This window comes from Streptomyces sp. ICC1 (genome assembly GCF_003287935.1).
Lineage (GTDB): Bacteria > Actinomycetota > Actinomycetes > Streptomycetales > Streptomycetaceae > Streptomyces > Streptomyces tritrimontium.
In genome coordinates, this window is record NZ_CP030287.1 from 8,183,375 (window position 1) to 8,207,231 (window position 23,857).

The following is a 23,857-nucleotide window of genomic DNA, read 5'->3' on the forward strand; positions in this document are numbered from 1 at the left end:
CCCTCGAGCGGGAGGAGCGCCCTGGAAGGCAGGAACGAGTGGGACTGGGCACTGAGCGAGGGGGACGCCGCGCGAAAACAAGGGAAGGCCGCGACAGGGCGGCGGCCGGGGACCCCGGCCGGGCGGATCAGGTCCGGGCGAGGCGGTCCAGCTCGGCGGCGATGGCCGACACCATCAGCTCGCGGGCGTGCGCCAGGGGCAGGCTGCCGCTGAGCCAGCGCGAGCTGAGCCCCTCCACGAGGGCGGTCAGCCGCTCGGCGGTGCCGGCGAGGGCCGCGGCCCCGGCCATGGGCCGGACGCGGCCGAGCAGCTCGCCCACTTCCTGGACCCAGACGAGGGTGGCCCGCGCGAGGTCTTCCCGCAGGTCGGGGTCGAACACCGCGCTGGCCCGGAGCTCTCCCCAGGCCGTGCTGTTCTCCCGCACCCCGGGGTCGTCCTGGAACTCCAGGAGGAGGGTCTGCTCCAGCTCGCCCTGGGCGTCGAGCGGCGGATCGGCCGGATCGCGATCCGTGGTGTACCGGCCCGCGCGGTCGTTGATGAACTCCAGCGTCGCGCGCAGGATGCCCGCGCGGTCCTTGAAGTGGTAGTAGATCAACGCCGTGGACACTCCCGCCTCCGCGGCGAGCTCCTCCACGCGCAGGCCTCGGACGCCGCGCCGGGAGATGACCCGCGCGGCTCCTTCCATGATTGCTGTTCGACGATCGGCCACGATTCGACACCCTACCCGGAGCCCGGGTGGTGGCAGGAGGCCCTGATTGACTGAATCTGCAGTCAGTGCGAGCACGGGGGTCAGCGGGGCCGGTCCTCCTCGGTGTGGACCATCACCCGGTCGGGCAACGCGGACCTGCCGTGGACCAGGTCGGCGGGCAGGTCGATCTGGAGGAGTGTCAAGTGGGGCAGGGCCCCCAGCGGGGAGACGTCGACGCCGCCCCCGGCGGTCGGGTTCCCGGTGATCCGGCAGTTGGCCAGGTGGGGAAAGGCGTGCGGCAGTCGGTCCAGCGTCCGCTGGGTGACGCGCACGCCGTCGCGGCCGTTGACGTGGAGGTGGACGACCTCTGCCAGCACCGCGCCGTCCGGAAGGTCGGTCAAAGAGGCCTTGCCGAGGATGAGGACGTGGAGGGCCGGAAGGGCTGCCAGCTCCCGCCAGTCCCCGGCCGACACCGGGCCGGAGAAGCTCACGGCAGTGAGCCCGGTGAAGCGCCCCAGCCCCTTGAGCCCGCTCTCGGAAACGAGCTCGCCCATCACCGAGAGCTCCTCGAGGGGAGCGTGTGGATGCAGGGTCTCCGGAGACCAGTACAGCGGGCCCTCGCCCTCGATCCGCAGGTGCCTGAGCCGCGACAGGTCCTTCAGTGCGCCGAGGTCCGTCGCGGGCGACACCGTGATGTGCAGGTCGCGGATCGGAAGTGCGGCCAGGGGCGACAGGTCGAGGAGGTGCGGGCAGTCGGCGGCCGTGAACGAGGTGAGCCCCGACTGCCCGGCCACGGATCCCAGATCCTCGATCGGATGCTCCACGAGTCTGAGCCTCGTCAGCGCGTGCCGGGACAGGTAGGAGTCGACGGAGTGCGCGGATACCGCGCCCCTGACGTCCAGGGAAGCCGCTCGCACCCCCAGGCGCTCCAGCTGGTGGAGCTGTTCGTCGGAGGTGACGGTGTAGTCGAGGCCGTCGGGGTCGAGCTTCGCGATGACCTCTTCCGCGTACCGGGCGGTGTCGTAGCGGGACCAGGCCCACACGAGCTGGCTCCGTACCTCCAGGTAGGAGTGGTCGGCGTACCCGGCCAGGAAGGGCAGAGCCGCGTCGGAGGCTATCCGGGAGGCCGCGACGACCGTCAGGTACGCATCCACTTCACTGAGGCCCTCGTGGCCGGGCAGGAGGTCCAGGATCAGCGGACCCACTTCCGCCAGGGCGCGGGCCTCGATGTCACCACGCGGCGGGATCAGGCTGCCGGTACGCTCTTCCACGGCCCGGCGGACCGCCGGTTCCAGTGTGGTGGCGTGTTCCAGGCAGGCGGCGGCGAGCAGGTAGACGCGGAACCGGGTGCGCTGGTCGTCGGCCCGGTCGCCGAGGAGGAGCAGGCCCTCGAAGAGCGCCGTGCGCTCGCGCGGCCGTGCGAGGGCCACCGCCATGCGGATGACGTCCTCCCACTGGTCGTCCGCGGCGTGTGCGGCGAGCAGGCCGAAATCCCCCTCCTCCACCGCCGCCCGCGCGCCCAGGAAGTCCTGGAAGGTGCGGTGGACGAAGTCCACGGTCCCCGGGGCCGGTTCGCGCAGGAGCCCGCTGCGCTGGAGGAAGTGCTCGAAGACGGTCGCCGCGTCACCCAGGGCGGCCGCCTCCGGTACGGCGGGCAGGGCCCGGCCGATGATGTCCTCGGCCTGCGAACGGTCCATCTCCGTACGGCCGTTCTTGATCAGCCAGTACGCCAACCGCTGGAGCAGGTCGAGCTGCGGCTCCTCCCGGAGGTCGGGAACCGCCATGTCGCGCTCCCGGTCCCGGCGGCTGACCAGCATCGAGAGCGCGGCCTCGTACAAGTCCTTCCGTCCGTGCGGGAGGTGGCCCCGCCGGTCGCGGTGGAGCGCGCAGATCAGCCCGCACATCAGCGGGTTGGTGGCCAGCCGCCCGAGATCGGCCTTGGTGCGGACGGTCGTGCGCAGCTGCTTCTCGTACGCGTCGAGTTCGGCGTCGTCGCAGCTCCCGCCGCGGGCCGCGGTGTGCCAGCGCTCGATGAAAGTGGCGACATCGGCCGGTCCCATGGCGGACAGGGCCAGTTCGTCGAACCCCTCCTCGGCGAGCCAGTCCTGGCCGACGGCCGACGGGCGCGAGGTGACCAGCCAGCGGTTGGCGCCGTCGTAGGTGTCGATCAGGTCCCGCAGCCAGCGGCGGGTCCGCTCCCGCTCGGGCTCCGGGACCTCGTCGATGCCGTCCACCAGGACCAGGCCGCGCCCGGCGGCGAGGACCCGGTGCTCCCAGCCGGCCGGCTGTGAACCCGCGAGCACGCAGCCGGTGGCGGTGAGGAAGTCCTTCGGGGCGGGCAGCCGTTCGCCGTGGCGGGTGAGCGTGCGCAGGGGCAGTACGAAGGGCACGCGGTCGCGGAGGTAGTCGGGCCGGTCCGCGCGGTCCCGCTGCGCGGCGGTGACGGCCAGCCACTGGACGAGCGTGGTCTTGCCGGATCCGGCCTCGCCCCGCAGGAGGACGCGGGGGGTGCGGTCCAGTACCCGGTCCGCGGGCTGGGGTTCGTGCGGGCGGTGTGACTTGACCTGGATTTCGACCCCGCCCACGATGTAATCGGCCGTTCTCGGGCCGTCCTGCGCCTCCGCGCGCTCCAGCGGCACCGCCTCCAGGCTCAGGTACGCCACGTCCAGCGGCCACCGCGTCGGCGAACTGCTCAGGTCGATCCCGTAGATGGTGAGCTTGGCGTGCTTCTTCGCCACGTACGGCAGGTACTCCGCCTCGAAGGCGGCGTCCGCCGCGTCGGGCAGCGGCGTGCGCCGGATCAACTCGTCCGTCTTGGCCGTCAGTTCGTCGACAGCCCGGGCCTGGCCGACCAGCGCGTGGGCGGTGAAGGTCTTGCGCTGCGTGAAGAACTCCAAGATGTGCAGGCAGGCCAGGCCGACCAGGGCCTCGTAGAAGTACGTCGCGTCGGCCGAGAGGTGGCGCTCCGGCTTGCCTCCCGCGCGGCGCAGCTCCCGGGCGAAGGCCTCCGGGCCGAGGCGGACGGCGTCCAGATCGGTGATCGTGAGGTCGCCGAGGGCGTGCAGCGTCTGGGCGAGGGCGTCGGTGACGGCCTCGTGCTCGTCCGCCGGAACGCGGCGGTCGTTCGCGCGCAGGGCCTGCTGGACGAGAGTGCCGGCCAGGGCGCGCACATCGGCCTCGGTGAGGGTGCGCTTCTCACCCCTGAACGAGACGTGGCCGGAGAGCCGGACCGGCTTGTCGACCAGGCCGGCCCCCGGGCCGTCGGCGACGAAGAACTTCTTGACGATCGGACCGATCACGGCCGATGCCAGCCGGATCCCGATGGCTGTGGGTTCCATGAGTGCCCCCCGTAGAGCTGTAACCGGTCCCGGGGTGATCTTAAGCTCCGGGGCCCCCGCCCCGCCGGGGTACCGGGAGGAGCGTGGGGGCCGGGTCCGCTGCGGCATCATGGGCCCGGGACCAGGTGAGGGGGAGGTCGCAGTGCCACAGGACGGGACGAGCGGCAGTGTCGTGGTGGCCGGACGGTACCGCCTGCAGGAAAGGCTGGGCCGCGGCGGGATGGGGACCGTCTGGCGGGCCGCCGACGAACTCCTCGGACGCCCGGTCGCCGTCAAGGAGCTCCACCTCGGTGAGGGCGACCCGGACGGCGTGGCCGCCGGGGCGCTGCGCGAGGCGCGCGCCGTGGCGCACGTGCGCCACCCCCACGTCGTCGTGGTCCACGACATCGTCGAACACGACGGACGGCCCTGCATCGTCATGGAGTTGGTCGACGGCGGCTCGCTCGCCGAGCTGATCGCCGCCGGGAGGACGCTCACCCCGGTCGAGGCGGCCCGGACCGGGCTCGCGCTCCTCGGAGCCCTGACCGCGGCCCACTCCCGGGGGGTCCTCCACCGGGACGTCAAACCGGCCAACGTGCTGATGGAGGCGGGCACCGGCCGGGTGGTGCTCACCGACTTCGGCATCGCGCGGCTCGCCGGGGCCACCACCATCAGCGAGACCGGCGCGTTCGTCGGCTCGCCCGAGTACACCGCTCCCGAGCGGATACAGGGTGCCCAGGCGGGTCCGGCGTCCGACCTGTGGTCGCTGGGTGCGCTGATGTGCGCCGCCCTGACCGGCGAATCGCCCTTCCGGCGCGATTCGCTGGGCGGGATCCTGCACGCGGTCGTCTCCGGCGAGATCCGGCCGCCCGCGCAGGCGGGCCCGCTGCTGCCCGTCGTCCGCGGTCTGCTGGAGCGGGATCCGGAGCGCAGGATGACGGCGCCCGAAGCCGAACGGCTGCTGTCGGCGTACCTGGCGGGCGGCGGCCACCACCAGCCCGCCGACCGGATCCCGGCATCCGGCCCCGCCCCCGTGTCCGGCCCCTCCCTGGTGTCCGGCTCCGCCCGCGTGTCCGGCTCCGTCCTGGTGTCCGGTTCCGAACCGGCCCCGGGCTCCGAGGGTTTGACGGCGCCTGCCGTACCCCCGCGCCCGACGGCAAGGCAGCTCGTCGCCACCCGGCCGGGCCTGCGCGCCGGGCTGCTCGCGGCCGCCCTCGTCCTCGCGGTGGGCGGGGCGGTGGCCGGGGTCTCGCTGCTCGGCGACGAGGACCGGGAACAGGGGCGGCAGGTGGCGGCCGGCCCCTCCGGCACCCCCGCGACCTCCTCCCCGAGCCCGGTGGGCGCGGCTCAGGCCACCGCGCCGGCCATCGCCACGGGTGAACTGCCCGCCGGATACCGGACCTTCGCCGACCCGCAGGGCTTCACCATCGCCGTACCCGAGGGGTACCAGCGGGCCACCGACGACCAGCGGGTCTTCTACATCTCCCCGGACGGCGCCTTCCGCATCGGGATCCGGGTGAAGATGCCGGTCCCCGGCGGCCCGCTCGGCGTGATGCGCCAGTCCCACGCGAAGGGCCCGGACACCAACCCCGGCTACCGCGGTGGCACGGTCGTGTCGACGACCCGCGGCACACTCCCCGCGGCTCTCTGGGAGTTCACCTGGGACGGCTTCACCCCGGCCGAGGGCGCCCGGCACACCTACGACCTCTGCTGGGACGAGAACGGCCGGATGTACGACATCTGGGTCTCCGCGCCCGTCGGCCGACTCGCCGAGGCGAAGCGCCACTTCGACACCGCCGTGGCCACCTTCGCCCCCGGCGCCCCGGGCCCGGTGGCCCCGGACGCCCCCTGACGCGCCCGGGCCCGTCCGCTACGGACGCAGCACCACCAGGCCGTCCGCCGTCCGCAGGCTGCCCGGTACCAGCGGGGCGAAGGTGCGGGGGAGCGCGAGGCCCGGGAGCCCGTCCTCCTGCGGCGCCCGCGGTGCGTCGAAGAGGTACGCCGCCTCCGAGGCGCTGTCGCTGACCAGGTGCGGCCCGACGTGGGTGCTGTCGAACCATGACGTGGTGCGCCATGTGACCCGGTTCGGGGGCGGGGCGCGGGGGCTGGCCCGGGCGCGGGCGGCCGCGCTGCTGATGCTGGCGCTGCCCGGGTCGGCGTACGTGTACCAGGGCGAGGAGCTGGGTCTGCCCGAGGTGGTGGACCTCCCGGACTCCGTGCGCCAGGACCCGGCGTTCGCCAGGGGCGAGGGACAGGACGGGCTGCGCGACGGCTGCCGCGTACCGATCCCCTGGTCGGGTACGCGGGCCCCGTACGGGTTCGGTGACGGCGGAAGCTGGCTGCCGCAGCCCGCAGACTGGGCCGGGCTCAGCGTGGCCGCGCAGACCGGCGACCCGCACTCGACGCTGGAGCTGTACCGCGCCGCGCTGCGGATCCGCCGCTCGCACCCCGCGCTGGGCGCCGGCGACGCCGTGGAGTGGCTGGAGGCCCCGGAGGGCGTTCTCGCCTTCCGCCGCGGCGACTTCACGTGCACGGTGAACACGACGGACGAGCCGGTACGGATACCCGCGCCGGGCACGGCCCTGCTGTCGAGCGGGGACCTCGCCGACCCGGACGTACTGGCACCCGACACGGCGGTGTGGTGGCGCGGGTGACCGCACCGCTCCGGCTGACGGACATCGCCGCGCAGGCCGAGGTCAGCGAGGCGACCGTCAGCCGTGTCCTCAACGGCAAGTCGGGCGTGGCGTCCGGCACCCGTCACAAGGTGCTGGCCGCCATGGACCTGCTGGGCTACGAGCGGCCGGTACGGCTGCGCCGGCGCAGCAACGGCCTGGTCGGCCTGCTGATCCCGGAGCTCACCAACCCCATCTTCCCGGCGTTCGCCCAGGTCATCGAGCAGGCGCTGGCGGGGCACGGCTACACGCCGGTCCTGTGCACGCAGACGCCGGGCGGGGCGACCGAGGACGAGCTGGTGGAGCAGTTGGAGGAGCGCGGGGTCACGGGCATCGTGTTCCTGTCGGGCCTGCACGCCGACTCCTCCGCCGACCCGTCCCGCTACCAGCGGCTCGCGGCCCGGGGCGTCCCGTTCGTCATGATCAACGGCTTCAACGAGCAGGTCCAGGCGCCGTTCATCTCCCCGGACGACCGCGCGGCGGCGGACATGGCGGTACGCCACCTGGAGGACCTCGGGCACCGGCGGATCGGCCTGGCCATCGGGCCGACGCGCTACGTCCCGTCGGCCCGCAAGGAGGCGGGCTTCACTGCCGCGCTCCCCTCGGCGGCGGCCGAGGGGCTGATCCAGCGCACCCTGTTCACGGTGGAGGGCGGCCACGCGGCGGGCGGAGCCCTGCTGGACCGCGGCTGCACGGGCATCGTGTGCGGCAGCGACCCCATGGCGCTGGGTGTGATCCGCGCGGCGCGCGAGCGGGGGCTGCGCGTGCCGGAGGACGTCTCGGTGGTCGGCTTCGACGACTCCCCGCTGATCGCCTTCACGGACCCGCCGCTGACGACGATCCGCCAGCCGGTGCGCGCCATGGCCACGGCCGCGGTCGGCGCCCTCCTCGAGGCCGTCGCCGGCACCCCGGTGCAGCGCACGGAGTACGTCTTCCAGCCGGAGCTGGTGGTACGGGGGTCGACGGGCCAGGGGCCGGGGGACTCGCCGCCCAGACGTGATCTCGATACCTGAGAGCTACGCGCAAACCCCACTCCACAGCGGGACGCGGTGTGGCGGCTCCCCGCAGGAACATGAGCCTGTAACCGAGGCCCACCCAGCGGGGAGCATCAAGATGTCCACCCAGAAGACCACCACGACCGTCACCCTGGCCACCCTCGGCACCGCCGTTCCCGCCTTACGGGCGTGGGGCGCCCGGGCCGCGCGCCCGGCGCTCGCCCTGCCGGTGGGCCTCGCCGCCCTCGCCCTCACCGTGGTCGGCCGCCGCCGGGCCGACTCCCTCCAGGCGTGGTCCAGCGGCGCCAGGATCCTGAGGGCAATGGCCCGCGGCCAGCGGGCAATAACCGGCCGAGTCGCCGGACGTCAGACGACCTGAGCAGGCGGAACCCTTCGATCGTCTGGATCTTGATTCCGAACGTCAAATGTTCTAACGTCGCGGGACTTCCCACCTTCCACCCGAAGAAGTGCCCATGCCTCGCCGATCGCCGGGCGAGATCAGGCTCCGGCTTTCACGCCGGGCCGACCAGGCTCCGCACCGACGGACAGCCGTGATCCGAGGGATCTCTGCGTCGACGAACGGGCAGCTTGCACACTTCGAGCGCAGTCGAGGTCTCCCGGTCGGCGAGGTCGCGCACGCGTTCCACCGATGGAGTTCCCTTGCCCGTAGGCCGAGGCGGGATCTCGCCCCGTTCTACGGATACGACCAGGGAAACCTCGAGTGCGGCTACTACAACGTCCGCACGCTGCTGGAGATAGTGCTCCACGCCCTCCCCAAAAGAGCGCGACGCGAACTGCACGCGCTCCTCGCTCCCGTGGACGCCCAGATCCTCCGACGCACGGCCCACAACCCCTTCGCTCCCCCCGACCTCCCCTGGTGGAAACGCCGAATCGAACTGTGACGCGGGGCCGTTGGGTTGGGGCGGGACGCGCTGGCGGGGTGACGTGGACGGCGGGTCGGTGGCGGCGGGACCTGCGTGCGGGGTGGCTTCGACGGTTGTCGGGGGGAGAGAAGGGGAGGGACGGCCCGGTCGCGGCAGCCCGCCCGTGGCGTTGAGGCGCACCGGATCGCTACACAGTCGCTCTCGGCATAGCGGCTACAGGCCGTCTTGCGTTGGGCGCCGACAGCCCGAGACGCTGTCAAGGAAGGGATCGCGACGACGAAACCTCGGTCGGGGCACCTCGGGAAGCTCCGGTCAGCAGATGCCGACGAGGATGGAGGTGAGTACACCGAGGACGATGAGGACGTAGAGGACCTGCCGCAGGAGCTCGGTCACGGATCGCGTACTCGGATCGGTCGGCACTCTGGATCCGTCCAGTTGTGAGCGTGCTGGTCTGGGCGGGCACCGGACGCCGAATGCCCGGGGATCGTCTCGTAGTCCTTGCTCAGGATCGGCCGGTCACAGTGGCAACAGAAGCGCGTCACTGGACGGCGCTCGACTCGTACTCGCTGAGAGCCGAAATCAAGGCCCGCGCGATCCTGGCCAGGCCGCGGGCGTGGTTCCAATTCGCGTTCGGCTCGGAACTCCGCGGGCCGACCGCCGAGACGTACTCCCATTCGTCGACCGCGCTGGTGATCTTGGGGGCCCGCTGGTTCTGGGGAATGCGTACCGCGGCATCGTGGAGCCGCTGGCCGCACGTGATGAGGTCGTCGATGAGAAGGGCCACACCCTCAGCGGGCGGGCGTTCGGGATAGGGGGCGAGAGCCGTGGCAATCAGCTCCTGGAGGTTCCTGCCTGCTTGCGTCGCCATGGTTTACCCCGGGTTCGTCAGCGCGTCCAGTGCTTGCAAGTGGATGATTGCGCTGCATGCAGATGGGCAAATAGGCCATCGCATGGCCATCGATGGCCACGTGGCGGCCATGGCCGGGGATATGTGCGATGACACCTCAGACTGGGGCCATGGGCCACCGAAACGACGCGCTCAGGGCCGCCCGACTCCGGGTCGGATGGCGCAGCATGGACGCCGCCGCTGCGGCGCTCAGCATTCACGGGCAGCAGTTCCTCGACGACCGCTCGTACGAAGTGTCCGCGCGAACGTGGCGCCGCTGGGAAGGCACCAGCCCGGGCTGGCCGTCGGAAGAGACTGCCACGGTGCTCCACGACGCACTCGGCCGATGGCCTGAAGAACTCGGCTTCCGGGTGCCCGCAGGCTGGATCCGACCCGAAGCCCACCCGGAGGACGACGTGAGACGCAGGACGTTCGTATCCGTGACGGCGGCCGCACTCATGCCCGGTCCCGTCGCCACCCAGCACGTCGACCCCGCCCTCATCGACTACTTCCAGCAGCAGCTGGAAGGTCACTACCGCGCCGACATGTTCCTTGGCCCTCACGACCTCGTCGGTACCGTCAGCGCTCAATTCCAGCTCATCGACAAACTCATCCGCAGCGCGAAGGGCGAGACCCGTCGCGGGCTCCTCCGGGCGGGCGCCGCGTACGCCGCCCTCGTCGGCTGGCTCTACCAGGACGCTGGTGACCTCGGCGCGGCCGCGTTCTGGCGGGGAATCACGCAGGAGATCGCGGCCCGGTCCCGCGACCCGCACCTTGTCGGATACTCGCTCGTCAATCTTGCTCAGGTCCGCACCGATCTCGGGGACGGGCACGGCGTCATCGATTTGTGCGAGGCCGTGCTCGAAGACGACCGCGTTGTCCCCAAGGTGCGGGTCATGGCGATGCAGCAACAGGCCCACGGCGCCAGTCTCACCGGTGACCGCACCGCCGTCGACCGCCTCATCGACACTGCGGGCGGGCTCATCTCCCGCGTGGACGACGACCTGCCGTGGGGTAACGCCTGTCGGCGCACCCCGGGCTACCTCGAGGTGCAGCGGGCCACCTGCTATGGCCGTCTCGGCCTGGGCCGGGAGGCGGAGTCGTTGTAGTCGCAAGTGCTCCACGCGGTTCCCGCGGCCGCCCGCCGGGACCGCGGCGTTTACCTCGCCCGGCACGCTACGGCGGCCGCCTTGGCCCGCGAGCCGGAGCAGGCAGTGGAGATCGCCCGAACTGCCGTGGAGATCGTGGCAGAGACCCGATCGGCGCGGATGCACCGTGAACTACGCGGACTGGAGCGGGCCATGAGGCCGTGGCACGATGCCCCGGTAGGCCGGGACCTCGCAGAGATCCTGGCGCCCGTGAACAAGGGGAGCTGACATGGGCGTACCGAAGCCGTTGTCCGACGAGGCGATCGCCGAGCAGCTGGCCGGACTGCCGGGGTGGGAGCGCAAGGGTGACGAGATCACCCGCACCTACGAGATCCGCTACCACGCGGCCGTCGCAGCGATCGTGACCATCGCGGACCGGTCCCGACGCATCCAGCACCACGCTGACCTGGACCTCCGCATCGACAGTCTGCGCGCGTCGATCACCACCCACGATGCCGGCCACCGCTTGACCCACGCAGACTTCGATCTCGCGCACCGCATCGACGTGATCGTGGCTGCACACCAATCACTCCCACTGGACTGACGCAGGATGCACAAAGGGCCTCTCCCGCGCCCGGAAGGGCGGGGAGGGGGCTTGATGTCGTCTGAGGGTGATCCGTTCGTCCTTAGAGTCCGAGAGCTGATCGTTTACCTCCCAACCGGCCGCCAAACCGGCACAAAAAGGGCCACTCAAGGTCCTCGCGGACCAGAAGGGCGTCCCACCCGCACTCGCCTCCTCGAAGGGGCGCCCCACCGCCCTCGGCGGCTTGTGTTCGACCCCAGGCGACCCGCAGTCGCCTCCCCAGAGGGGCAAATGCTGCGCCTGGGCGGCTTATGTCCGGCTGCAGACGGTCGTCGGCCGCTGAGTCGAGAAGGGGAACGTCTCGGCGCTGGTGCGGCTTATGTCCAGCCGTAGACGGTCGTCGGCCGCTAAGCCGGCCAGAGAACGTGTGGCGGGTGTGCGGCTTATGGCCAGCCGTAGACGGTCGTCGGCCGCTAAGCCGGCCAGAGAACGTGTGGCGGGTGTGCGGCTTATGCCCGGCCACAGACGGCCGTCGGCCGCTATGCCAACCGGGACTGTGTAGCGATCTGGTGCGCCTCAACGCCAGAGGCGGGCTGCCGCGACCGGGCCGTCCCTCCCCTTCTCTCCCCCCGGCCATCCTTCGGGGGGATCCCGGGAGTCTTGTGTTGTTCCGGGACGGGACGGTCGGTCAAGGGTGGCCGAAGGCCATCGCGTAGCGACGCGACCGGAGGGAGCGCCCTTGAGGGGCCGGCCCGGCGCGGAAGGACACAAGACTCCCGGGACGCCCACCGATACCCGTCAAAGCCACCGACCAGGCGGGCCCCGCCACCTCGGCGCCTCCTGCCGGCCGTCGCAGCCACCCCGCCTCTGGCGTTGAGGCGCACCAGATCGCTACACAGTCCCGGTTGGCATAGCGGCCGACGGCCGTCTGTGGCCGGGCATAAGCCGCACAACCGCCACACGTTGCGCCTAGTCTCGTGGGCTCGGAGAGGTGTATAAGGGACAGGGTCTGGCGGGTCCGGGGTGGGGGCCCGGGAACACCCGGGCTCCCACCCCACCCGCCCGAAGGGCGGCTGCCTCAGATCAGCCCCTGCGCCAGCATCGCGTCCGCCACCCGCTCGAACCCGGCGATGTTCGCGCCCGTCACGTAGTCCCCGGCGGAGCCGTACCGCTCGGCGGTCTCGTACGACACCGCGTGGATGTCCCGCATGATCCCCGCCAGCTCCTCCTCGACCCGCTCCGCGCTCCACGCCACGCGTCCGGCGTTCTGCGCCATCTCCAGCGCGCTGACCGCGACACCGCCCGCGTTCGCCGCCTTGCCGGGCCCGAAGGCGACCCCGGCCGCCTGCAGCAGGTGCACCGCCTCCGGCGTCGTCGGCATGTTGGCGCCCTCCGACACCGCCTTGACCCCGTTTCCGATCAGCGTCCGCGCGTCGGCCCCGGTCAGCTCGTTCTGCGTCGCCGACGGGAAGGCGACCTCGGCCGCGACGTCCCACACCCGGCCGCCCGGCACGAACCGCGCCGAGGCCCCGCGGCGCTGCGCGTACTCGCTCACGCGCCCGCGCTCGACCTCCTTGATCTGCTTCAGCAGGGCCAGGTCGATGCCCTTCTCGTCGACGACGTAGCCCTGGGAGTCGGAGGCGGTCAGCGGGTTCGCACCCAGCTGCTGGAGCTTCTCGATCGTGTACAGCGCGACGTTGCCCGAGCCCGACACGACCGCCGTCAGCCCGTCGAGCGACAGCCCCTTGACGTCCAGCATCTCGGCGGCGAACAGCACGCTGCCGTAGCCGGTGGCCTGCGGGCGGATCAGCGAGCCGCCCCAGCCCTGGCCCTTGCCGGTCAGGACGCCGGCCTCCCAGCGGTTGGTGATGCGGCGGTACTGGCCGAAGAGGTAGCCGATCTCGCGGCCGCCGACGCCGATGTCGCCCGCCGGGACGTCCGTGTGCTCGCCGATGTGGCGGTAGAGCTCGGTCATGAAGGACTGACAGAAGCGCATGACCTCGGCATCGGACCTGCCGTGCGGGTCGAAGTCGCTGCCGCCCTTGCCGCCGCCGATGCCGAGGCCCGTCAGCGCGTTCTTGAAGATCTGCTCGAAGCCGAGGAACTTCACCACGCCGATGTCCACGGACGGGTGGAAGCGCAGGCCGCCCTTGTACGGGCCGAGCGCGCTGTTGAACTCGACGCGGTAGCCACGGTTGACGTGGACACGGCCGCGATCGTCCTGCCACGGCACCCGGAAGATGATCTGCCGCTCCGGCTCGGTGAGCCGCTCCAGCAGGGCCACACCCGGTTCCGCGTACTCGGGGCGTGCCGCGAACACGGGAGCCAGGGTGTCCAGCACCTCCCGTACCGCCTGGTGGAACTCGGGCTGGGCAGGGTTCCGGCGCTCGATGTCGGCACGCAGCGCGTCCAGCCGGCCCTGCGGGTCCTTGGCGTCCTTCACGGTCTGTTCCTCCTGGTTTCGATGCCGGGACCGGCTCCGAGATGCGGCTCGGCACTCCGGAGCGGACTTCCGCATGGCGGAAGTCTTCGGCCGGACACGGCCCCAGCCGGAGGGTACCTTGCCCGCAGAGTCTGCCCAGGAGTCTTTCCGGCCCACTCGACCGGGCCTCGACACCCCGGAATGGAACCCCGGAAAAGCACCCCGGAAACGACCATGTCCGTGGACATGACCAGGAAGGAGGACATAGACAGGGAGCATGGACACCGCACGCCTCGCCGCCCTCGTCGCCGCGACGCTCACCACGGGCCTGATGGCCGGACTGTTCTTCGCCTTCGACGTCTCCGTGATGCCGGCCCTCAAGCGCTCCGACGACCGGACCCTCATCTCGGTGATGCAGCGCGTGAACACCTCCATCATCAACGGCTGGTTCATGCTGGCCTTCCTCGGCGCCCTCCTCTTCACCGCCGCCGCGCTGGCACTGCACCTGCCCGCGGGCGAGCACGCCGTACTGCCCCCGCTGGCCGGTGCCCTGTTCGCCTACGTACTCGCCCTCGCGGTCACCGGCCGGGTGAACATCCCGCTCAACAACGCCCTGGAGGCGGCCGGCCCCGCCGAGGGGATCGCCGATCCGGCCGCCGTGCGCCGGGCGTTCGAGACGACGTGGGTACCCGCCAACCGCTGGCGCACCGCCCTGTGCACGGCCGCCCTGGGCTGCCAGTCCTGGGCCCTCCTGGCGTCCGCCGCCTAGTGCTCCGGCCGGAAAGGTCCACCGAGGAGGGCCCGCGGCCAGATCTCCACGCCGTACGGCCCCCGGAAATCCGCATGTAGCGCACACGTAGGCTGCGGAAATGACCACCAGCCCCGGGACCGCCCCCCGGACTCCCGCCCTCCGCCTCGAACCGGTCACCCCGGACACCTTCGACGCCGCCTGCGCGCTGTCGGTCCGCCCCGACCAGGCGCATCTGGTCGCCCCGGTCGTCAAGTCGCTGGCCGAGGCGTACGTCCACGGGGCGACGGCCTGGCCGCGGGCGGTCGTCGACGGCGACGAGGTCGTCGGCTTCGTGATGGCCTTCCTCGACATCGCGTGGAACCCGGCCGAGGACCCCCGCGACATCCGCTCCGGCCTGTGGCGCCTGAACATCTCCGCCGCCCACCAGTCCAAGGGGTACGGGCGCTTCGCGGTCGAGGCGGTCACCACCGAGCTCCGCACCCGCGGCGCCTCGCACGCCTACGTCACCTATCACCTCGGCCCCGGCACCCCCGAACCGTTCTACCTGGCCCTGGGTTTCCGCCCGACGGGCGAGACGAGCGACGGGGAAACGGTCGCCGTGCTGGATCTGACGGCCCCGTGACTCCCGGTGCCGGGCCCGGCCCGGCCACGCCCCGCTACGACGCGGACAGCGCCCCCGCCACCGCCCCCGCCCTGAACTGCCGCGGGCTGATCCCCCGTACCCGCTTGAAGGCCGTCGACAGGGCGAAAGCCGAGCTGTAGCCGACCTGGTGGGCGGCCGAGGCGAGCGTCGTCGACGGGTCGCGCAGCAGGTCCGCCGCCAGGGCCAGGCGCCAGCCCGTCAGGTAGGTCATCGGGGGCTCGCCGACCAGCTCGGTGAAGCGGCGGGCCAATGCGGCCCGGGAGACACCGACCTTGCGGGCCAGCGACTCCACCGTCCAGCCGTGCGCGGGGTTCTCGTGGAGCAGCCTCAGCGCCGGCCCGGTCACCGGGTCGCTCTCGGCGCCGCCGCGCTCCGCGAGCCAGTCCCGTACGACGCCGATCACCAGCAGGTCCAACAGCCTGCCCAGGACCACGTCCTGGGCAGGTTCGGAGCGGGAGATCTCCCCGCCGAGCAGCGTGACCAGGCTCGGGTCCACCGGCCCGACCAGCACCCGCGGCAGCGCGTCGAGCAGGCGGCTGCCGATCTCGCCCGGCTCCTGGTAGGTGCCGCTCAGCAGCACCACGGAGCCGGCCTCCTCGCCCCACGTCCGCACCCCGAGCGCCATGGAGTCGGACACGTCCTCCCCGTCGTCCACCCTGCTGCACCGCTGGTCCGGTCCCACCCTGATCTGCACGGGCGTGTCCCGGTCGTCGCCGACGGTGTACGGGTCCGGCCCGCGGACCAGGACCGCCTCGCCCGGCTCGACGAGCACCGGCTCGCCCCCGTCGGGGAGCAGCCACGCCGACCCGTTCACCGTCGTCATCACCGACAGCGGGGCCCGGTCCTCGATCCGGACCGCCCAGGGCGGGGTGAAGACGGACTTGATGAAGAAGGCCGACCGGGCCTTGGGTCCTTCGAGGAGAGCCGTCAGCGTGTCCATCGGCCCATTCTCCCCGAGCGGTTCCCGCTCGCCCCGCTCTCCCGCCGAGGCTCCGGCGCCGTTCCTACGCGTCCCAGACACCGCGGGCCGCCGCCTCCCGCACGAAGTCGGAGAAGTCCTTGGGCCGCCGGCCCAGTACCTCCTCGACCCCGCCCACCAGGTGCGCGTTGCGCCCGTCGAGGATCAGCTCGAACAGTTCCGCGAACTCCTCCGGCAGCCCGTTGTCGCGCAGCACCGCCCGGTAGGCCTCGTTCGAGACCGGGACGTACGCGATCTCGCGCCCGGTGGCCTTCGACAGCTCGGCGGCGACGTCGGCGAAGCTGAGCAGCCGCGGCCCGGAGAGCTCGTACGTGCGGCCGATGTGCCGGTCGTCGGTCAGCGCGGCCACCACCACGTCGGCGATGTCGTCGGCGTCGACGAACGGCTCGACGGCATCGGCCGTCGGCAGGGCGATCTCGCCCGCCAGCACGGGCTCCAGGAAGAAGCTCTCGTCGAAGTTCTGGTTGAACCAGGCCGCCCGCACGACGGTCCAGTCGGCCCCGGACTCCTTCAGCGCGTCCTCGCTGCGCTCCGCCGCCTCCTCGCCGCGCCCCGACAGCAGCACCATCCGACGCGCGCCCGCCGCCACCGCCACCCGGGCGAAAGCGCCGACCTGCTCGGCGGCGCCGGGGAAGCCGAGGTCGGGGTAGTACGTGACGTACACCCGGTCCACGCCCTGCAGGGCCGGCCCCCAGCTCTCGGGGTCGTTCCAGTCGAAGGCCGGCTCACCGGTGCGCGAACCGATGCGGACCTGCCGGCCCAGGGCGGTGAGCTTCTCGGCCACGCGCCGACCCGTCTTGCCCGTGCCGCCGATGACCAATGTCTGCGTGCTCTCTGTCTTCGTCATGGCCCCAGTCAACGCTCATCGCGCTGGACGGAACATCGCCGAGAAGCTCAATCGCATACGCCTGCGTCTACTTCGCGGCGAGAGTGTGCGCCACGAGCGCGTTGGCGTGCCCGTGTCCGAGGCCGTGCTCGCTCTTGAGCCAGGCGACGAGCTCCATGTGCTTGGTCAGCGGCGAGGAACGGATGAGCTCCTGCCATTCCGCGATCGGACGGCCGTGCTTCTTCTCGATGGAAGGGAAGTAGCTGGCGGGGCCCTTCACCGGCTCGGTCATGGCGGTCTTCTTCCTCTCGGTGCGCACAGGGAACGGCCGCCCTGCGTCTCACGATGGATGGACGCCCGGCAGCCCGAAAACTCATCGGTCGTACCGCGAAAATATCGGATGATCTTCCGATGATGTGGACCGAGCGCACTGTCACCCGAGCCGGCGTACGCCTGACCTGCCGCGACTGGCACCCGCACGCCACCGCCACGGACTCCGCCGCCACCCCCGTCGTACTCCTCCACGGCCTCGCGGGCCACGCGGGCGAATGGGACGCGGCCGCCGCCCACCTCGCACCGCACCACCGCGTGGTGGCGGTGGACCAGCGCGGCCACGGCGCGAGCGAGCGCCGCCCCGCCGACGTCTCCCGCGCCGCGTACGTGGCGGACGTGCGGGCCGTCTGCGAACAGCTCGGCCTGCACCGCCCGGTGCTGGTGGGCCAGTCGCTCGGCGGCCACACCTCGATGCTCACCGCGGCCGCCCACCCGGACCTCGTACGGGGCCTCGTGCTGGTCGACGCGGGCGCGGCCGCCGGCGATCCGGGCACCGCCGAGGAAATCGGCTCCTGGCTGGACTCCTGGCCGGTCCCCTTCCCCTCGCCGGCCGCGGCGCGGGACTTCCTCACCGGACAGGGCTTGAACGGCGAGGTCTGGGCGGCCGGCCTGGAGCAGCGCGCGGACGGCTGGCACCCGCGGTTCGAGCGCTCGGTGATGGTCGCGGCCATCAGCGAGAACAGCACCCGCGACTGGTGGCCGCAGTGGCGCGCGGTCCGCTGCCCGGCGCTGCTCGTCGTCGGGGAGAAGGGCATCATCCCGCCCGCGGAGTCCGTCCGGATGCTCGACTCCGCCGACCCGTCCACGAGGATGACGGCCGTCTCGGTCCCGAACTCCGGCCACGACGTCCACCTGGACCAGCCCGCGGTCCTGCACGGCCTGCTGTCCGACTTCCTCGCGACGCTCGCCTGAGCCCCGGCCCGCCCCCGACCCTTACGGGGCTGCGCCCGGCCCCGCCGCCGCCCCCGGGCGCAGCCCCGTAACGGCTGCCACCCAGCTCAGCCTGTTCACCGTGGACGGCCTGATACGCGCCCACGTGCGCCGGGACACCGGCGCCTGGCACCCGCCGACCGACGTGCACCGCGCGTACCTGCGCTGGGCCGCCACCCAGCACGACTGGGGCCCCGACGAGCGCCGCACGGACAACGGCTGGCTCGCGCAGGAGGAGTGGCTCTACGCCCGCCGCGGTCCCGCCCGCGCCTGCATGACCGGTTTCGCCGACGGCACCCTCGGCACCCTCGACCAGCCCAAGAACCCCACCGCCCGCGACGCGGCCGCCACCACCCGCTCGGCGCCCTTCGGGCTGCTCGTCGGCTGGGAGCCCGCGCTCGTCCTCCAACTCTCCGTCGAATGTGCCGCGCAGAGCCACGGCCACCCCGCCGCGTACCTGTCGGCGGGCGCCCTCGCCGTCATCGTCCACGGGCTGACCCGCGGCGAATCCCTCGACGCCGCCGTCCAGCGCGCGCTCGGCCTGCTCGGCGTCCGCCCCGGACACCAGCCCGTCACGGACGCCCTGCAGCGGGCGCTGGCGGCCGTCACGGCCGGCGCCCCGTCGGCGAAGGCCATCGAGGCGCTGTCCCCCGGCGACGGCCGCGACGCCGAGGACGTCCTCGCCATCGCCGTGTACTGCGCCCTCGTCGCCGAGAACGTGGCGCACGGCCTGCGCCTCGCCGTGAACCACGGCGGCGACTCCGCCGCCACGGGCGCGCTGTGCGGGGCGCTGCTCGGCGCGCAGCACGGCGAGACCGCCCTCCCGGCGGGCTGGCTGGCCGGCCTCGAGGGCCGCGCCACGGTCCTGGAGCTCGCGGACGACTTCGCCCTGGAGATGACCCAGGGCCCCGCCCTGCACAGCCCGACGGCCGCCTCCCCCGGCTGGCTGGCCCGCTACCCGCGCGGCTGACCGGCGCCCGGCCCACGGCCGGAACCGCGGCCGAACCGCGCCCCGGACCACCGTCCCGCGGCCGCGGTCACACCGGGCGCGGTGGCCGACGCGCGCCCCTCCCGTCCGCGCACGCGAAGCCGTACCTTGGCCGTCCCACTCACGGAGGTGCCAGCGCACATGCGGATCGCCACGACCATCTTCCTCACCGACCGCACCATCTCTCCCGTACGCCTCGCCCGCGCTCTCGAGGAGCGCGGCTTCTCCGGCCTCTACCTCCCGGAGCACACCCACATCCCGGTCAGCCGCGTCACCGCCGCGCCCATGGGCGGCGAGCTCCCGGAGATGTACGGGCGCACCCTGGACCCCTTCGTCGCCCTCGGCCAGGCGTCCGCCGTGACCGAGCGGCTCCACCTCGGCACGGGCATCACCCTCGTCGCCCAGCACGACCCCATCGGCCTCGCGAAGCAGGTCGCCACGCTGGACCACCTGTCCGGCGGCCGCGTCACCCTCGGCATCGGCTACGGCTGGAACGTCGAGGAGGCCGCCGACCACGGCGTCGAGTGGCGCGGCCGCCGCGAGCTGGTCCGCGACCGCATGGCCCTGATGCGCGCCCTGTGGGCCCCCGAACCCACCGCGTACGTCGGCGAGTTCTCCTCGGTCCAGGCCAGCTCCGCGCACCCCAAGCCCGCGCAGGCCCCGCGCGAACTCGCCCCGGGCGTGCCCCTGTACGGCCCCCGCACCATGATCGGCGGCCAGGCCGGCCCCAAGCTCTTCGCAGCGATCGCCGACCACTCCGACGGCTGGCTCCCGATCGGCGGCGGCGGCCTGACGGAATCCCTCCCGGTGCTGCGCCAGGTCTGGGAGGCCGCGGGCCGCGACCCCAAGTCCCTCCAGGTGGTCCCGTACGCCGTCCAGCCCACCCCGGGAAAGATGGCCCACTATGCCGACCTGGCCATCGAGGAGGTCGTCCTCCAGCTCCCCTCACAGGGCGAAGCTGAGGTCCTGGCCGTCCTGGACGACTTCGCGCGGTACCTCTGACCCGGCTTCCGCGAAAACCCCTTGGGCAAGGCCCCGCACACACCCCGAGAATGACCGCATGCCAGGCCAGCGCAAGCGCAAACGCAGCAAGGAGCGGGCTCACCAGCGGACGCGGGACACCCCCGGCCGCTGGGAGCTGCTGTTCTCCACACAGGACCAGGCGGAGATGGCGGAGTACGTCCGCCGCCTCCGATCCGAAGGCACGGTCACCGACCTGACGCAGCTGCGCATCGACAACTTCTGCGGCCGCCTCACCCACCCGTCGACCTACCAGGTGAGCCTCTTCGTCCCGGAAGACTCCGCCTGACCGACGGCCTGCGAGACCCTGCGGGGGGGCAGACGCCCCCTGAAGGCCGCCGCGTCAGCCGACGATGCGCCGGACGGGCTGGCCCGTGATGCGGGCAATGGTTTCGAAGTCTGCGTCTTGGTGGAGGACCGTCAACTTGTGATGCTGTGCGGCCACAGCGACGAACAGATCGACGGGGCTGGCGCACTGGTGGCACCCCTCGTCGGCCAGCCTCTGCTGAAGGGCTGCGGTCTCCTCCCAGACGGTGTCCCGTGCCACGAAGTACGGGAAGGTCTCACGGAGCAGACCGTCAGCCTCGTAGTACGCCGGGCGTCCACCCACGGCACGCAGGAACTCTTGGCGCACCGGTTCACACAAACCCACGACCCCGGAAGTGACCACCTCGTCCCAGGCGGGAGCGGTCTGCCCACGGTAGAAGCGGATGAGTGCGCTCGTATCGATCAGGAAGTTCTCGCTCACGCGGCCGATCGCCCTCCGGCCCCTTGTGCACCGTCGGCATCGCCGCCCTCGATCACGGAGAAGTCGATCTCGCCGTCGGCCACCATCTGCCGCATCCGCTCCACAGCAGCGGCTCTGCGACGGCGGTCCGCGATCTCCCGCAGGGCCGCGTTCACGGTGTCCCGCTTGGTCGTGGTGCCGAGGTGGCGGGCAGCCTCTGCGAGGGCTTCGTCGTCCAGGTCGATCACCGTTCGGGACATGATGACCTCCAGGCCGGGCGCGTATATACGATTCCAAAAAAGGATATCACCGGACGGTCAGCTCCGCCCAGACGGTCTTGCCGACCACCCGGTCCCTGACCCCCCAGTCGGCGGCGACGGCGTCGACGATCCGCATGCCGTAGCCCGACTCGGCCCGGGATTCGTGCGGCCGCACCACGGGCCGGCGGTCCCGCCGGGCGTCGGACACCTCGATGCGCAGCGCTCCGGGAAGCAGGCTCACCCGCAGCTCGAAGTCCCGCCCGGGAACCCGCCCGTGGGCCACCGCATTGGCGGCGAGCTCGGCGACGAGCAGCCCGGCGTCCTCGGAGAGCCCGGTGCGGTCGGGGATGCCCCAGTCGTGCAGCTCGACGAGGGCCAGCTGCCGGGCCAGGCGGGCCCCGCGCCGGGTGGAGCTGAAACGCTGAGTGAACACGCGTACGAAGGCGTGGGGGGAATCCGAAGGTGCGGTCATGGGAGCAACGTCCCGCGCGAGCAGGGCAGTTCCCAGCAAGCGGACCGCTACTTTTCAACTGTACGAGTTCACGTTCTGGACAGTGGTGGTCACCGACCGTGAAGGTTGTCGCGGGGAGGTGACCGCCGTGGCAAGCGTGGACGAGAGCGGTGACGGCGAGGTCGAGCAGGACAGCGACCTCGAAAGCTTCGGAGACATGGTCAAGGCTTTCCGCAAACGGGCCGGCCTGACGCAGGAACAGCTGGGCCCCCTGATCCGCTACTCGGTCCAGTACATCGGCTCGGTGGAACAGGGCCGCCGCCACCCGTCGACCAAGTTCGTCGACCGGGTGGAGGAGAAACTGGACGCCTTCGGCGTCATCCGCATCGCGGCGAACCAGCTGACGCGGCGGCGGGGACTGGCGAAGTGGTTCCGGAGGTGGGCGGAGCTGGAGAAGGGTGCGATCGCCCTCAACACTTACGAGTGCAGGTCGGTACCGGGGCTGCTGCAGACCGAGGCGTACGCGCGGACCCAGATCAGGGACGTACCGCCGCTGCCGACACCGGAGGACGCGAAGGCGCGCGTCCTCCTGCGGCTTCGCCGCCAAGCGTTACTGCGCAGGACGCCGTTCATCGCGTTCAGCTTCATCATCGAGCAGGCGGTGATCGAGCGGCAGACGGGAGGCGCAGAGGTCACACGGGAGTTGATCGACCATCTACTGGAGAGCGCGCGTCTGCCCAACGTGGATCTCCAGATCATGCCTACGGTCAGCCCCGTCCACGCTGGGGTCGACGGCTCTTTCCAGCTCCTCGAAACCGAGGACCACGATTGGATGGGCTACACGGAGGGGCAACAGTCCGGCCAGGTCATCACCGAACCGAAAGACGTCAGCCTGCTCCACCAGCGGTATGCCAAACTTCGCATCCAGGCCCTCAATCCGGCGGACAGTGCGGGCCTGTTGATGCGATTGCGAGGATCCCTGTGAACAGCTCCCAGCTCCGGTGGTTCAAGAGCAGCTACAGCGGCAGCCAGGGCGACAGCTGCGTCGAAGTCGCCCTGTCCTGGCACAAGTCCACGTACAGCGGCAGCCAAGGCGACGACTGCGTCGAGGTCGCCGCCTGCGCCGACTCCGTCCACATCCGGGACTCGAAGGTGGACGCCAGCCCCGAGCTGGCCGTGACGCCCGGCTCCTGGGCTGCGTTCCTCGGCGGGGTCACGGAGGCCTGAGCTGCGGGCCGGTCCGGGACTTCGACAGTTACCGGTGGGCGTCCCGGGCGTCCAGTGTCCTTCCGCGCCGGGACGGTCCCTCAAGGGCGCTCCTTCGTCGCGTCGCTACGCGATGGCCTTCGGCCACCCTTGACCGACCGTCCCGACACGGAAACACACAAGACTCCCGGGATCCCCCCGGGGAATGGCCGGGGGGTGAGAGGGGGAGGGACGGCCGTGTCAGAGGCCCATCGAGCCGCGTCCCGCCGGTCAGCCACACCAGCACGCGGCAGAAGCGAACAGACAGCCCCAGGCGCCACCGCAGCCGAACCGGCCACCCACACGGGCATGCCGCACCCCTTCCCGAAGCTCCGCCCGCCCAACACGCGCCAAAGGACGACCACAAGCCCCTCCGAGGCCTTGAGGCGCACCAGATCGCTACACAGTCGCTCTCGGCTTAGCGACCGACGACCGTCTGTGGCTGGACATAGGCCGCCAGGGGCGGGAGGGTGCCTGACGTCGTCTGGCGACGAACCCTTCGTCCATAGAGTCCGAGAACTGATCATTCACTCCCCCAGACGGCCCGCAGCCGCTATGCCCAGCGACGCACCCAGCGGTCTCGTGCGGCTTGTGCCCAACCACGGACCGCCCGCCGGTCGCTGAGCCGACCAGAGAGCGTGTGGCGGGTGTGCGGCCTATGTCCAGCCACAGACGGGCCGCAGTCGCTGAGCCGAGAGCGGCTGTGTAGCGATCCGATGCGGTTTATGTCCAGCCACAGACGGGCCGGCGGCCGCTATGCCGAGCGGGACTGTGTAGCGATCCGGTGCGCCCTCAACGCCACAGGCGGGCTGCCGCGACCGGGCCGTCCCTCCCCCTCTCTCCCCCCGGCCATCCTTCGGGGGGATCCCGGGAGTCTTGTGTTGTTCCGGGACGGGACGGTCGGTCAAGGGTGGCCGAAGGCCATCGCGAAGCGACGCGACCGAAGGGAGCGCCCTTGAGGGGCCGGCCCGGCACGGAAGGACACTGGACACCCGGGACGCCACCCGACAACCGTCAAAGCCACCCCGCACACAGGCACCGCCAACCCGGCGCCACCGACCCACCGTCAAAGCCACCCCGCACGTGGGTCCCGCCAACCCACCGCCTCCGACCCTGTCCCCTATACACATCTCACGCTGCCGACGACCTACTCCTGAATGAGAGGGGAC

Annotated in this window: 22 protein-coding genes and 2 pseudogenes; 14 read left to right on the plus strand and 10 right to left on the minus strand. The window is 71.9% G+C overall.

Features of this window, described 5'->3' with window-relative positions; translation table 11 throughout:
- Positions 1-127: 127 nt before the first annotated feature.
- Both DRB96_RS38345 and DRB96_RS38350 read right to left on the minus strand, forming a co-directional pair.
- On the minus strand, positions 128-685 hold the full coding sequence (locus DRB96_RS38345) for a TetR/AcrR family transcriptional regulator (RefSeq protein WP_112452542.1): 558 nt from the start codon (positions 683-685) through the stop codon (positions 128-130).
- Between the two features lie 104 nt (positions 686-789).
- Entirely contained in the window at positions 790-4,026 is a 3,237-nt protein-coding gene (locus DRB96_RS38350) for an NACHT domain-containing protein (RefSeq protein ID WP_112452543.1), read from the minus strand.
- A gap of 142 nt (positions 4,027-4,168) precedes the next feature.
- Between DRB96_RS38350 and DRB96_RS38355 the strand changes: the two genes are divergently transcribed.
- From DRB96_RS38355 to DRB96_RS38370, 4 genes and pseudogenes are all read left to right on the plus strand, one after another.
- Entirely contained in the window at positions 4,169-5,857 is a 1,689-nt protein-coding gene (locus tag DRB96_RS38355) for a serine/threonine-protein kinase (RefSeq protein ID WP_275432051.1), read from the plus strand.
- A 187-nt stretch (positions 5,858-6,044) separates the two neighbouring features.
- Positions 6,045-6,659: pseudogene (locus DRB96_RS38360) on the plus strand (DUF3459 domain-containing protein); the annotation flags it as partial.
- Positions 6,656-7,690 carry a LacI family DNA-binding transcriptional regulator gene (locus DRB96_RS38365; protein ID WP_239516673.1) on the plus strand — a complete coding sequence of 345 codons (1,035 nt, stop codon included), beginning with the start codon at positions 6,656-6,658 and terminating at the stop codon, positions 7,688-7,690. The pseudogene DRB96_RS38360 and the gene DRB96_RS38365, both read left to right, overlap by 4 nt.
- A 100-nt stretch (positions 7,691-7,790) precedes the next feature.
- Positions 7,791-8,051, plus strand: a complete 261-nt coding sequence (locus tag DRB96_RS38370) for a hypothetical protein (RefSeq protein ID WP_112452546.1) — start codon at positions 7,791-7,793, stop codon at positions 8,049-8,051.
- A 1,043-nt stretch (positions 8,052-9,094) separates the two neighbouring features.
- On the opposite strand, the gene DRB96_RS38380 is transcribed toward DRB96_RS38370, so the two are convergent.
- Positions 9,095-9,424 carry a DUF6415 family natural product biosynthesis protein gene (locus DRB96_RS38380; RefSeq protein ID WP_112452548.1) on the minus strand — a complete coding sequence of 110 codons (330 nt, stop codon included), beginning with the start codon at positions 9,422-9,424 and terminating at the stop codon, positions 9,095-9,097.
- Positions 9,425-9,573: 149 nt separating this feature from the next.
- Between DRB96_RS38380 and DRB96_RS38385 the strand changes: the two genes are divergently transcribed.
- A complete protein-coding gene (locus DRB96_RS38385) occupies positions 9,574-10,551 on the plus strand; it encodes a Twin-arginine translocation pathway signal (protein WP_239517819.1) in 978 nt (325 codons plus the stop codon).
- A 268-nt stretch (positions 10,552-10,819) separates the two neighbouring features.
- Positions 10,820-11,134 (plus strand): 4a-hydroxytetrahydrobiopterin dehydratase, encoded by a 315-nt coding sequence (locus DRB96_RS38390; RefSeq protein WP_112452549.1) that lies wholly within the window; start codon positions 10,820-10,822, stop codon positions 11,132-11,134.
- A 1,057-nt stretch (positions 11,135-12,191) separates the two neighbouring features.
- On the opposite strand, the gene gdhA is transcribed toward DRB96_RS38390, so the two are convergent.
- On the minus strand, positions 12,192-13,556 hold the full coding sequence (gene gdhA / locus DRB96_RS38395) for an NADP-specific glutamate dehydrogenase (protein WP_239516657.1): 1,365 nt from the start codon (positions 13,554-13,556) through the stop codon (positions 12,192-12,194).
- Positions 13,557-13,812: 256 nt separating this feature from the next.
- On the opposite strand from gdhA, the gene DRB96_RS38400 reads away from it, so the two are divergent.
- Together DRB96_RS38400 and DRB96_RS38405 are read left to right on the plus strand one after the other, a co-directional pair.
- Positions 13,813-14,304, plus strand: coding sequence for an anthrone oxygenase family protein (locus DRB96_RS38400; protein WP_112452551.1), 492 nt, complete (start codon positions 13,813-13,815; stop codon positions 14,302-14,304).
- Positions 14,305-14,404: 100 nt separating this feature from the next.
- Entirely contained in the window at positions 14,405-14,908 is a 504-nt protein-coding gene (locus DRB96_RS38405) for a GNAT family N-acetyltransferase (RefSeq protein ID WP_112452552.1), read from the plus strand.
- Positions 14,909-14,942: 34 nt separating this feature from the next.
- Here DRB96_RS38405 and DRB96_RS38410 read toward each other — a convergent pair whose 3' ends face one another.
- The 3 genes from DRB96_RS38410 to DRB96_RS38420 form a co-directional block, all read right to left on the minus strand.
- Complete coding sequence (locus DRB96_RS38410; RefSeq protein ID WP_112452553.1) at positions 14,943-15,869, minus strand: AraC family transcriptional regulator; 927 nt, start codon at positions 15,867-15,869, stop codon at positions 14,943-14,945.
- A 64-nt stretch (positions 15,870-15,933) separates the two neighbouring features.
- Entirely contained in the window at positions 15,934-16,755 is an 822-nt protein-coding gene (locus DRB96_RS38415; protein ID WP_112452554.1) for an NAD(P)H-binding protein, read from the minus strand.
- Positions 16,756-16,822: 67 nt separating this feature from the next.
- Positions 16,823-17,026: a DUF4287 domain-containing protein gene (locus tag DRB96_RS38420; RefSeq protein ID WP_112452555.1), complete on the minus strand. Its 204-nt coding sequence runs from the start codon at positions 17,024-17,026 to the stop codon at positions 16,823-16,825.
- 119 nt (positions 17,027-17,145) lie between these two features.
- Between DRB96_RS38420 and DRB96_RS38425 the strand changes: the two genes are divergently transcribed.
- The 4 genes and pseudogenes from DRB96_RS38425 to DRB96_RS38440 all read left to right on the plus strand — a co-directional run bounded on the left by DRB96_RS38425 (position 17,146) and on the right by DRB96_RS38440 (position 20,294).
- Complete coding sequence (locus DRB96_RS38425) at positions 17,146-17,979, plus strand: alpha/beta hydrolase (protein ID WP_112452556.1); 834 nt, start codon at positions 17,146-17,148, stop codon at positions 17,977-17,979.
- A gap of 67 nt (positions 17,980-18,046) precedes the next feature.
- A pseudogene (locus DRB96_RS38430) lies at positions 18,047-18,967 on the plus strand (ADP-ribosylglycohydrolase family protein); the annotation flags it as partial.
- A 159-nt stretch (positions 18,968-19,126) separates the two neighbouring features.
- A complete protein-coding gene (locus DRB96_RS38435; protein WP_112452558.1) occupies positions 19,127-19,987 on the plus strand; it encodes a TIGR03619 family F420-dependent LLM class oxidoreductase in 861 nt (286 codons plus the stop codon).
- A 58-nt stretch (positions 19,988-20,045) separates the two neighbouring features.
- Positions 20,046-20,294 (plus strand): hypothetical protein, encoded by a 249-nt coding sequence (locus DRB96_RS38440; protein ID WP_112452559.1) that lies wholly within the window; start codon positions 20,046-20,048, stop codon positions 20,292-20,294.
- Positions 20,295-20,348: 54 nt separating this feature from the next.
- On the opposite strand, the gene DRB96_RS38445 is transcribed toward DRB96_RS38440, so the two are convergent.
- The 3 genes from DRB96_RS38445 to DRB96_RS38455 are packed head-to-tail and all read right to left on the minus strand — an operon-like array spanning position 20,349 to position 21,464.
- Positions 20,349-20,753, minus strand: a complete 405-nt coding sequence (locus DRB96_RS38445) for a PIN domain nuclease (protein WP_112452560.1) — start codon at positions 20,751-20,753, stop codon at positions 20,349-20,351.
- Positions 20,750-20,992 (minus strand): type II toxin-antitoxin system VapB family antitoxin, encoded by a 243-nt coding sequence (locus DRB96_RS38450; protein ID WP_112452561.1) that lies wholly within the window; start codon positions 20,990-20,992, stop codon positions 20,750-20,752. Before DRB96_RS38450 ends, DRB96_RS38445 begins: the two co-directional genes overlap by 4 nt.
- Positions 20,993-21,038: 46 nt before the next feature.
- Positions 21,039-21,464, minus strand: coding sequence for an ATP-binding protein (locus DRB96_RS38455; protein ID WP_112452562.1), 426 nt, complete (start codon positions 21,462-21,464; stop codon positions 21,039-21,041).
- A 136-nt stretch (positions 21,465-21,600) separates the two neighbouring features.
- Between DRB96_RS38455 and DRB96_RS38460 the strand changes: the two genes are divergently transcribed.
- A complete protein-coding gene (locus DRB96_RS38460) occupies positions 21,601-22,428 on the plus strand; it encodes a helix-turn-helix transcriptional regulator (protein WP_239516919.1) in 828 nt (275 codons plus the stop codon).
- Complete coding sequence (locus DRB96_RS38465; RefSeq protein ID WP_112452563.1) at positions 22,425-22,670, plus strand: DUF397 domain-containing protein; 246 nt, start codon at positions 22,425-22,427, stop codon at positions 22,668-22,670. Before DRB96_RS38460 ends, DRB96_RS38465 begins: the two co-directional genes overlap by 4 nt.
- The last annotated feature ends 1,187 nt before the right edge of the window (positions 22,671-23,857 follow it).

Coding starts and splice junctions, on each gene's coding strand:
- DRB96_RS38390 (WP_112452549.1), top strand. CDS start 10,820: ATGGGCGTACCGAAGCCGTTGTCCGACGAGGCGATCGCCGAGCAGCTG.
- DRB96_RS38425 (WP_112452556.1), top strand. CDS start 17,146: ATGATGTGGACCGAGCGCACTGTCACCCGAGCCGGCGTACGCCTGACC.
- DRB96_RS38405 (WP_112452552.1), top strand. CDS start 14,405: ATGACCACCAGCCCCGGGACCGCCCCCCGGACTCCCGCCCTCCGCCTC.
- DRB96_RS38345 (WP_112452542.1), bottom strand. CDS start 685: ATGGAAGGAGCCGCGCGGGTCATCTCCCGGCGCGGCGTCCGAGGCCTG.
- DRB96_RS38435 (WP_112452558.1), top strand. CDS start 19,127: ATGCGGATCGCCACGACCATCTTCCTCACCGACCGCACCATCTCTCCC.
- DRB96_RS38450 (WP_112452561.1), bottom strand. CDS start 20,992: ATGTCCCGAACGGTGATCGACCTGGACGACGAAGCCCTCGCAGAGGCT.
- DRB96_RS38385 (WP_239517819.1), top strand. CDS start 9,574: ATGGGCCACCGAAACGACGCGCTCAGGGCCGCCCGACTCCGGGTCGGA.
- DRB96_RS38410 (WP_112452553.1), bottom strand. CDS start 15,869: ATGGACACGCTGACGGCTCTCCTCGAAGGACCCAAGGCCCGGTCGGCC.
- DRB96_RS38415 (WP_112452554.1), bottom strand. CDS start 16,755: ATGACGAAGACAGAGAGCACGCAGACATTGGTCATCGGCGGCACGGGC.
- DRB96_RS38455 (WP_112452562.1), bottom strand. CDS start 21,464: ATGACCGCACCTTCGGATTCCCCCCACGCCTTCGTACGCGTGTTCACT.
- DRB96_RS38440 (WP_112452559.1), top strand. CDS start 20,046: ATGCCAGGCCAGCGCAAGCGCAAACGCAGCAAGGAGCGGGCTCACCAG.
- DRB96_RS38400 (WP_112452551.1), top strand. CDS start 13,813: ATGGACACCGCACGCCTCGCCGCCCTCGTCGCCGCGACGCTCACCACG.
- DRB96_RS38380 (WP_112452548.1), bottom strand. CDS start 9,424: ATGGCGACGCAAGCAGGCAGGAACCTCCAGGAGCTGATTGCCACGGCT.
- DRB96_RS38350 (WP_112452543.1), bottom strand. CDS start 4,026: ATGGAACCCACAGCCATCGGGATCCGGCTGGCATCGGCCGTGATCGGT.
- DRB96_RS38370 (WP_112452546.1), top strand. CDS start 7,791: ATGTCCACCCAGAAGACCACCACGACCGTCACCCTGGCCACCCTCGGC.
- DRB96_RS38420 (WP_112452555.1), bottom strand. CDS start 17,026: ATGACCGAGCCGGTGAAGGGCCCCGCCAGCTACTTCCCTTCCATCGAG.